We start from the raw sequence: 7386 nt of genomic DNA on the forward strand, positions 1-7386 counted from the left end.
GGCTTTCAGTTCCCGGCTTTTTTGTTCGGTACCCAACTTTTTTGTCCGGTTCCCGACTTTTTTGTCAAGTACCCGACTTTTTTGTCATTCAACAGGAATGGAAATTGCCGCTCTAAAACAAAAATACGGTCACCGTCTTCGCTATATTTTTGTCAAAACGCGCAATGAAACGAAACGAACGTGGCGCGAATACATTTCGGTGCGCATGGATGATATTTCTCAACAACAAACATTACTTACGGACGGATGGCGTGGCATCGCTCTCGAACAACGTAATCATGAATATTGGATTCGTTTTGTAAGATAAAAAGGGGGCTCCCCCTTTTTTATTTTCCCCTAATCTACCATTTGAAATATACTTGTTTCCTAAAATCCACAATACAAAGTCCACTCGAATTTTCTCTAGTAAAAAACATATCATATTTCGCCAAATCGACACATATCATTTGTATCAGACTCGGTCATCTATCGTTTTTTTTGAAAACGGATACAAAAGGAGGAATTCAAATGATTTACGCCCAACCTGGACAACCTGGTTCGCTCATTACTTTCAAGAAAAGATACGAAAATTTCATCGGAGGAGAATGGGTACCTCCCATTGACGGTGAATATTTTGAAAATATTTCGCCCGTTACTGGACAAGTATATTGCGAAGTTCCTCGCTCGAAAGCAGCCGATATTGAATTAGCGCTCGATGCTGCTCATGCGGCGAAAGAAACATGGGGCCGCACATCTGTCGCTGAACGTGCACGTCTGTTAAACAAAATCGCAGACCGAATGGAAGAAAACTTAGACATGCTTGCTGTAGCGGAAACGTGGGAAAACGGAAAGCCCATTCGTGAAACGCGTGCCGCTGACATTCCTTTAGCCATTGATCATTTCCGTTACTTTGCTGGTTGCATTCGCGCTGAGGAAGGCACATTAGCGGAGCTTGACGACGATACCGTTGCTTATCATTTTAAGGAGCCGCTCGGAGTTGTCGGACAAATTATTCCGTGGAATTTCCCGATTTTAATGGCCGCTTGGAAACTTGCACCTGCTTTAGCTGCTGGTAACTGCGTCGTATTAAAGCCAGCAGAACAAACTCCAACATCGATTCTTGTGCTAATCGAGTTAATTCAAGACTTATTACCAAAAGGCGTTGTCAACGTCGTCAACGGATTCGGTCTTGAAGCTGGCAAACCGCTCGCTTCGAACCCGCGAATTGCGAAAGTTGCCTTTACCGGCGAAACGACAACAGGACGTCTCATTATGCAATATGCATCTCAAAATTTAATTCCGGTCACACTTGAGCTTGGCGGAAAATCACCAAACATTTTCTTCGCTGACGTCGCTGCAAAAGATGACGAATTTTTCGATAAAGCGCTTGAAGGGTTTACGATGTTCGCTTTAAATCAAGGAGAAGTTTGTACATGCCCTTCACGCGCGTTAATCGAAGAATCCATTTACGATGTGTTTATGGAACGGGCTTTAGAACGAGTGAAGCAAATTAAACAAGGCAATCCGCTCGATACGAGTACAATGATTGGCGCCCAAGCTTCATCCGAACAGCTAGAGAAAATTTTGTCATACATTGATATCGGCAAACAAGAAGGGGCTGAACTCCTCATTGGTGGCGAACGCAATATGCTAGAAGGAGATTTACAAGGCGGCTATTATGTGAAACCGACCGTCTTTAAGGGACATAATCGGATGCGCATTTTCCAAGAGGAAATTTTCGGCCCGGTTGTATCTGTCACAACATTTAAAGATCAAGAAGAAGCGTTGTCCATCGCAAACGATACATTATACGGACTAGGTGCTGGTGTATGGACGCGCGATATGAATACAGCCTATCGCTTTGGTCGGGGCATTCAAGCTGGACGCGTGTGGACAAATTGCTATCACGCTTATCCGGCCCATGCAGCGTTTGGCGGATATAAAATGTCAGGAATCGGTCGCGAAACGCACAAAATGATGCTCGATCATTACCAACAAACGAAAAATTTGCTTGTTAGCTATTCGCCGAAAAAACTTGGATTTTTCTAATCGTTCAGGCAGCGTCTCCAAAGCGCTGCCTTTTTTGAAAGGATGATGCACATGCAACCGAAAGTGATCGCGACCGATGCTGCACTGCAACTTATTGAACAATTAAAAGCAAAGTACGGTCCGCTTATGTTTCATCAATCGGGCGGCTGTTGCGATGGAAGTTCACCGATGTGTTACCCGCAAGGAGAGTTTATGATCGGTGACTCAGACGTGTTGCTTGGGGAAATTGGAGGATGCCCATTTTATATGCACGCTGCTCAATACGAATATTGGAAACATACACAATTCATTATTGATGTTGTACCTGGTCGCGGCGGTATGTTTTCACTTGAGGGATCAGAGGGGATACGTTTTTTAACGAGATCAAAAGTGCTTGATTCATAGAGCTGCTTTAAGGCAGCTTCTTTTTTATTTTTACGAAATAACCCGAAATGAATGAATATTCATTCTTTTTTGTTATAATAAAAACGAGGGGGAGATAACATGCTATTAAAGAAAAGGTTCGAACAAGAAACTGTTTCTGGCGTACATATCGCCAAAGGCACGCTAACGTTTCAAGGGGTACGATTAGCGGTGCATTGCTTTGCTACAGACGGCGTGTTGATTGATACAGGAGCAGCTTCATTAGCAAATGAATTTAAAAAGTTTTTTAAGTCATTAGACATCGATCAAGTGGTGATTACTCACTTTCATGAAGATCATACAGGATGTGCTGCGTTTTTCCAAAACGAACGACAACTGCCGATTTATATGAATGAGATCATGATTGATTATTGTCGTAAACAGGCAGATTATCCGATATATCGCAAGTTTTTTTGGGGAAACCGCCCTCCTTTCCAAGCGAAGCCGATTGGAAACACGTTTTCTACACGCCATGCGATATGGGATGTCATTCATACACCTGGTCATGCTGTTGACCATCTCGCATTTCTTCATCGCGAAACAGGACAACTTTTTACAGGAGACTTATACTGCCTCGAAAAAACAAAAGTCATCTTGCGCGAAGAAAGCGTTCCTACATTAATTGAATCATTAAAAAAAGTATTAACGTACGATTTTAACGAAATGTTTTGCGCCCACGCAGGTTATGTAAAAGACGGGCGCTCCGCCTTACAACGAAAACTTCATTATTTACAAGAACTTCAAGGAAAAATTATTGATTTGTATGAAAAAGGAGCGACATTAAAACAAATACAATCTGCCCTTTTTCCAAAGAAATATCCAATCACCTTTCTTTCCCTAGGCGAATGGAGTTCTTTCCATATCGTTCGTTCGGTGATTGAAGAACATTATATGAAAAAAAAAAATTAGCGAACAGTGACGATTACTGTTCGCTAATTTGCCTTATCCTAATCGCCATCATCGTTGTTTGTGGAATTTTTTCTTTCACCTGCTTTAACGTCGCAACGATGAGAAAGCTTACAATAACTAATAAAAACCAAGAACTTACTTTTCCAAGATGAACAAAACTCCATGTATCCACTTGGTTCGGGTATTGCCAAGCGCCAAAAAACGTGGCAATATTTTCGGCGATCCATATGAAAAATCCGATAAGTAAAAAAGAAAGGACGAGCGGCATACGGTAACGCGTGCCGTTTACCTCGTATGTGACCGATGACGACCAAAAGACGATGATGACAAGTCCAATTAACCACCACCTAACGTCCATCCAATAATGATGGGTGAAAAAATTCAAATAAATCGCTGCAGCTAGCGGAACAACGAGCGAAAGCGGCGGCCATTTGAGGAGCTCCACCTTTAACCGTCGCCACGCTTGGCAAAGATAGCTAGCCACACTTGCATACATAAAGCCACTATATAAAGGCACACCGAAAATTTTAGCATACCCTTCTTCTGGATAAACCCAAGACCCCATATGCACTTTAAACAGTTCAAGCGCAAGCCCAATAAGGTGAAACAACGTAATCACTTTTAGTTCATCTCGCGTTTCTAGTCCCACACGCACCATCCACCATTGCATGAAAAGGCAAATGATAAGTAGCCAATCATAACGTGGCAAGAAAGGGAGCGGCACCATTTTTGTCACCGCTAACGAGGCAAAAATGACAACCGGAAACAAACAAGATAACGCTTGTTGCCAGCCAAAATGAACGAGTTGAATCAATGATCTCATCGCTTTTGCCTCCGATTACATCTCGTCATCGCTTCGATATTCTAAAATATCCCCAGGTTGACACTGTAACGCTTTGCAAATCGCATCTAACGTCGATAACCGAATCGCTTTTGCTTTGCCGTTTTTTAAAATCGATAAATTCGCCATCGTAATTCCTACTTTTTCTGACAACTCGGTCACACTCATTTTCCGCTTCGCCAGCATAACATCTAAATTAACAATAATCGCCATGTGATTCACCTCAAATCGTTAAGTCATTTTCCGATTTGATCTCGATAGCCTTTTGTAAAAGCTTTTGTAGCACCGCCGCAAACACAGCAACGACTAACGCTCCAAAAACTACCATTAATCCAATAATGATAATTCCTGGGGCATCGTCTAAATCGGCGGTGAGATAAAAGAACGGCATGCCTGCGATATACAATAAACTAATGACAGCGGCACAATGTTTTATATACTTTAGCGCTTTTACAGATACATCGGAAAACGCTTCGTTTTTATCAATATAAGTTAAAATGTTGAACGCTTGATACAACGCAAAGAAAAACGGAATAGCGGTAATATAAAAAAAGATAACTATTGGATAGCGCAAATACGCTAATTCCGGTAACCACTCCGCATAAAAGTTAGGAAACTTAGGCAAGACAAATACACATAGCGCAACAACAGGAGCGCCGATTATAAAAATAGCGATTTTTAAAAAAAGTGTTTCTCGCTTCACAACAAGCACCTCACTTCCATAATTTCCACTTCATTTTAATACATTATTTATCGTTTTACAATAAATAATTATTGTTTTAATTTATTTTTTTATTTTAAAACAAAAAAAGCACTTCTCTTTTTTGAGAAATGCTTATTTCTGTTACTTTCGCCAAAAAGTTGTGCAATCTGCTTTCTCTTGAATATTAAATTCAATGATTTTCTCTAACAATTCATAATTGACCGGTTCATTCCACGGAATTCGAAACAATCCTTTTGTCGCGCTATAGCCAGCTTGAGCGATTTCATCGGCAAAGCGCGTCATGCATGCTTCTTCGGGTGACACACTTAAATGATGTTTTGCTGTGGAAAAACCGATAATAAATGTGCCATGGTTGGTAAACATAGGTGTATTCCATTTGATTTGTGGTTTTAACTGTGGAAATGTATCACAAACCCACCGTAAAATTTCCTCTGTTCGATTGCGGTGGTCAACGTTGTCGATCCTTGCTAAATATTGTTTAAAAACTTCCATAAGTAAAGTATTCCTCCCTCGTTTGTTTACCATATCAATAAACATTGTGTAGCGAAATATGAAGCTTTTTAGCCACATGAACTTCTTTCTTACCAATTGATTGAAAAGCCTAGTTGTAGCTTGATAATATTTTTAATAACCGTCCACCGCCCTCTTTTCACATCTTTTATTTCATGATGTTTATGAATCAATCGAACGACCTCTTCAAGCGATGTGGCTTGATATTTTAAATACATCGTTCCTCCAAAAAAAAGATACGCAGTGGGACCAAACCATTTTCCGTTTGTAACCAAAAATATACTTTCATCCCAGCATATAATCAAGTCAAAGTGGTTCGGCTCATACGTTTCATAAGAAAATAACCGTTGTTCTTTTTGTTCCACTCTCACACTCTCCCATGATTACATATCACATGTATCCTTGTTACTATAACAATTATCACATAAAACAATATGTCAAGTAAGCCCCCTTCTAATCACTCCTCTGCAAACAATCCGTCATAACTTTTTATCTTCTCTCATACAAATAAACCGTCCATATACAACAGGAGGCGATCATCGTGGAGCGACAGGCAAAAGTAATTAGTATTATCAACTGGAAAGGCGGAGTGGGAAAGACGACTGTGACCCATCATTTAGCGACCGGACTACAACATTTATCATCTGACGAATTAGAGCTATTCGGTCTTGAACAATCTCAACCGAAAGTGTTATTGGTGGATGCGGACGCACAATGTAATCTATCCATTTCATGTTTAACACCAGAGCGGTTTGAACAGTTAGCCTATCAAGAAACGCCACCGATCGGTACGTTGAAAGATTTAATTGAACATTATTTAAAAAATGAATATCCACAAATTGATGTAAACGACTTTATTTTAAAAGCGTGCGTGCGAAGTAAAAATGAGAAAGTGTATGAACATATTGATTTGCTTCCGGCACACGCTGAACTCATTCATACAGACATGGATATTGCTGTTTATTCACGGCCTCATTTTAAAGACCATTTATTTGGTTCGGACATTTATAAATTTCAAATGCTTCACCATATTTTAAACACAGTGAAACATGAGTATGATTTTATTTTTATTGATTGTCCACCAAATTTAAATTACATTACGCAAAATGCGCTCTATGCGAGCGATTATTATTTAATTCCTGCTATCCCTGATCGGCTGTCTTCATACGGCATCTCGGCCATTAAAAATAAAGTAGATGAATTAAACGAAAGGTTTCAATCTAGTTCAAAAGAATATAGCGATACAAAACTCATCGGAATCGTCCTCAATTTCATTCGCGAATACGGAAATCAGCCAAAACAAACACAAGAAAATATGATCAATACATTGAAACGCACGCTTTCATCTGACATGATATTTAACAGCTATTTACCATACGGTGATGCCATCACGCGAGCATCGACGCTAAGTTATCCTGTATTTGCCGTTGAAAACAACCGAGCGAAACAGAGCGAATGCGTGAAAAAAATGACGCTTGAATTTTTAAACCGAATTGGCGGAGGAATTGTCGTATGAACGTAAAAACATTAACACATATGTTAGAAAAAGCGCTCGTTATTTTAAAACATTACGAACATTGCACAGTGGATGAGATGTTAGATGATCTTTCTGCAAAGTTACAAAAGCAAACGATAAAAAAACAAGCAACAAAAGAAACGGACTATGCAAACGTCATAAAAAAAATAAAAAACATGAATAAAGAGGAAGCAACAACGTTTTTAATGTCTTTTAAAAAAGAACAACTGCTTCATATCGGGGCACAAATGAATATAAAGTTGCAAAAAAGAGAAACAAAACGACTATTGATTGAATCGATTATCACCCATTGCAGTTTTTCTGAACTATATAGTCAAATGGCAAATCGAAAATTACAAAAAATCGAGTAGGAGGAGGTGATTAACCTCCGTCCTCTCACACCACCGTACGTACGGTTCCGTATACGGCGGTTCAATCAAGATCAATGACGCAAGA

The 7386-nt window shown here is 39.8% G+C and carries 10 protein-coding genes and 1 pseudogene; 6 read left to right on the forward strand and 5 right to left on the reverse strand.

The window, feature by feature from the left end:
- The 4 genes and pseudogenes from HNQ84_RS14135 to HNQ84_RS14150 all read left to right on the forward strand — a co-directional run.
- Positions 1-307: pseudogene (locus tag HNQ84_RS14135) on the forward strand (hypothetical protein); the annotation flags it as partial.
- Positions 308-507: 200 nt separating this feature from the next.
- Positions 508-2028 carry an aldehyde dehydrogenase gene (adh, locus tag HNQ84_RS14140; RefSeq protein WP_435622450.1) on the forward strand — a complete coding sequence of 507 codons (1521 nt, stop codon included), beginning with the start codon at positions 508-510 and terminating at the stop codon, positions 2026-2028.
- Positions 2029-2073: 45 nt separating this feature from the next.
- The gene (locus HNQ84_RS14145; protein WP_435622458.1) at positions 2074-2412 is read left to right on the forward strand and encodes a DUF779 domain-containing protein; all 339 of its coding nucleotides are present in this window, start codon (positions 2074-2076) and stop codon (positions 2410-2412) included.
- A 99-nt stretch (positions 2413-2511) separates the two neighbouring features.
- Positions 2512-3339, forward strand: a complete 828-nt coding sequence (locus HNQ84_RS14150; protein WP_435622451.1) for an MBL fold metallo-hydrolase — start codon at positions 2512-2514, stop codon at positions 3337-3339.
- Positions 3340-3352: 13 nt separating this feature from the next.
- Here the strand turns inward: HNQ84_RS14150 and HNQ84_RS14155 are convergent, their stop codons facing one another.
- From HNQ84_RS14155 to HNQ84_RS14175, 5 genes are all read right to left on the reverse strand, one after another.
- On the reverse strand, positions 3353-4162 hold the full coding sequence (locus tag HNQ84_RS14155) for a DUF817 domain-containing protein (RefSeq protein WP_435622452.1): 810 nt from the start codon (positions 4160-4162) through the stop codon (positions 3353-3355).
- A gap of 15 nt (positions 4163-4177) precedes the next feature.
- Complete coding sequence (locus HNQ84_RS14160) at positions 4178-4393, reverse strand: helix-turn-helix domain-containing protein (RefSeq protein ID WP_043967042.1); 216 nt, start codon at positions 4391-4393, stop codon at positions 4178-4180.
- A 10-nt stretch (positions 4394-4403) separates the two neighbouring features.
- On the reverse strand, positions 4404-4883 hold the full coding sequence (locus tag HNQ84_RS14165) for a DUF2975 domain-containing protein (RefSeq protein WP_435622453.1): 480 nt from the start codon (positions 4881-4883) through the stop codon (positions 4404-4406).
- 141 nt (positions 4884-5024) lie between these two features.
- Positions 5025-5396: an iron chaperone gene (locus HNQ84_RS14170; RefSeq protein ID WP_435622454.1), complete on the reverse strand. Its 372-nt coding sequence runs from the start codon at positions 5394-5396 to the stop codon at positions 5025-5027.
- A gap of 89 nt (positions 5397-5485) precedes the next feature.
- Entirely contained in the window at positions 5486-5779 is a 294-nt protein-coding gene (locus tag HNQ84_RS14175; protein WP_435622455.1) for a hypothetical protein, read from the reverse strand.
- A gap of 176 nt (positions 5780-5955) precedes the next feature.
- Here HNQ84_RS14175 and HNQ84_RS14180 point away from each other — a divergent pair, with 176 nt between their 5' ends.
- Both HNQ84_RS14180 and HNQ84_RS14185 read left to right on the forward strand, forming a co-directional pair.
- Complete coding sequence (locus tag HNQ84_RS14180; RefSeq protein WP_435622456.1) at positions 5956-6930, forward strand: ParA family protein; 975 nt, start codon at positions 5956-5958, stop codon at positions 6928-6930.
- Positions 6927-7301 carry a hypothetical protein gene (locus HNQ84_RS14185; protein ID WP_435622457.1) on the forward strand — a complete coding sequence of 125 codons (375 nt, stop codon included), beginning with the start codon at positions 6927-6929 and terminating at the stop codon, positions 7299-7301. The genes HNQ84_RS14180 and HNQ84_RS14185 overlap by 4 nt, the downstream gene beginning before the upstream one ends.
- Positions 7302-7386: the final 85 nt, after the last annotated feature.

Origin of the sequence: Anoxybacillus eryuanensis (assembly GCF_051200995.1) — a bacterium.
GTDB lineage: Bacteria > Bacillota > Bacilli > Bacillales > Anoxybacillaceae > Anoxybacillus > Anoxybacillus tengchongensis.

Bases quoted from the DNA above. Each gene is read 5' to 3' on its own strand.
- HNQ84_RS14150 (WP_435622451.1), top strand. From the start codon at position 2,512: ATGCTATTAAAGAAAAGGTTCGAACAAGAAACTGTTTCTGGCGTACAT.
- HNQ84_RS14145 (WP_435622458.1), top strand. From the start codon at position 2,074: ATGCACATGCAACCGAAAGTGATCGCGACCGATGCTGCACTGCAACTT.
- HNQ84_RS14185 (WP_435622457.1), top strand. From the start codon at position 6,927: ATGAACGTAAAAACATTAACACATATGTTAGAAAAAGCGCTCGTTATT.
- HNQ84_RS14170 (WP_435622454.1), bottom strand. From the start codon at position 5,396: ATGGAAGTTTTTAAACAATATTTAGCAAGGATCGACAACGTTGACCAC.
- HNQ84_RS14160 (WP_043967042.1), bottom strand. From the start codon at position 4,393: ATGGCGATTATTGTTAATTTAGATGTTATGCTGGCGAAGCGGAAAATG.
- HNQ84_RS14155 (WP_435622452.1), bottom strand. From the start codon at position 4,162: ATGAGATCATTGATTCAACTCGTTCATTTTGGCTGGCAACAAGCGTTA.
- adh (WP_435622450.1), top strand. From the start codon at position 508: ATGATTTACGCCCAACCTGGACAACCTGGTTCGCTCATTACTTTCAAG.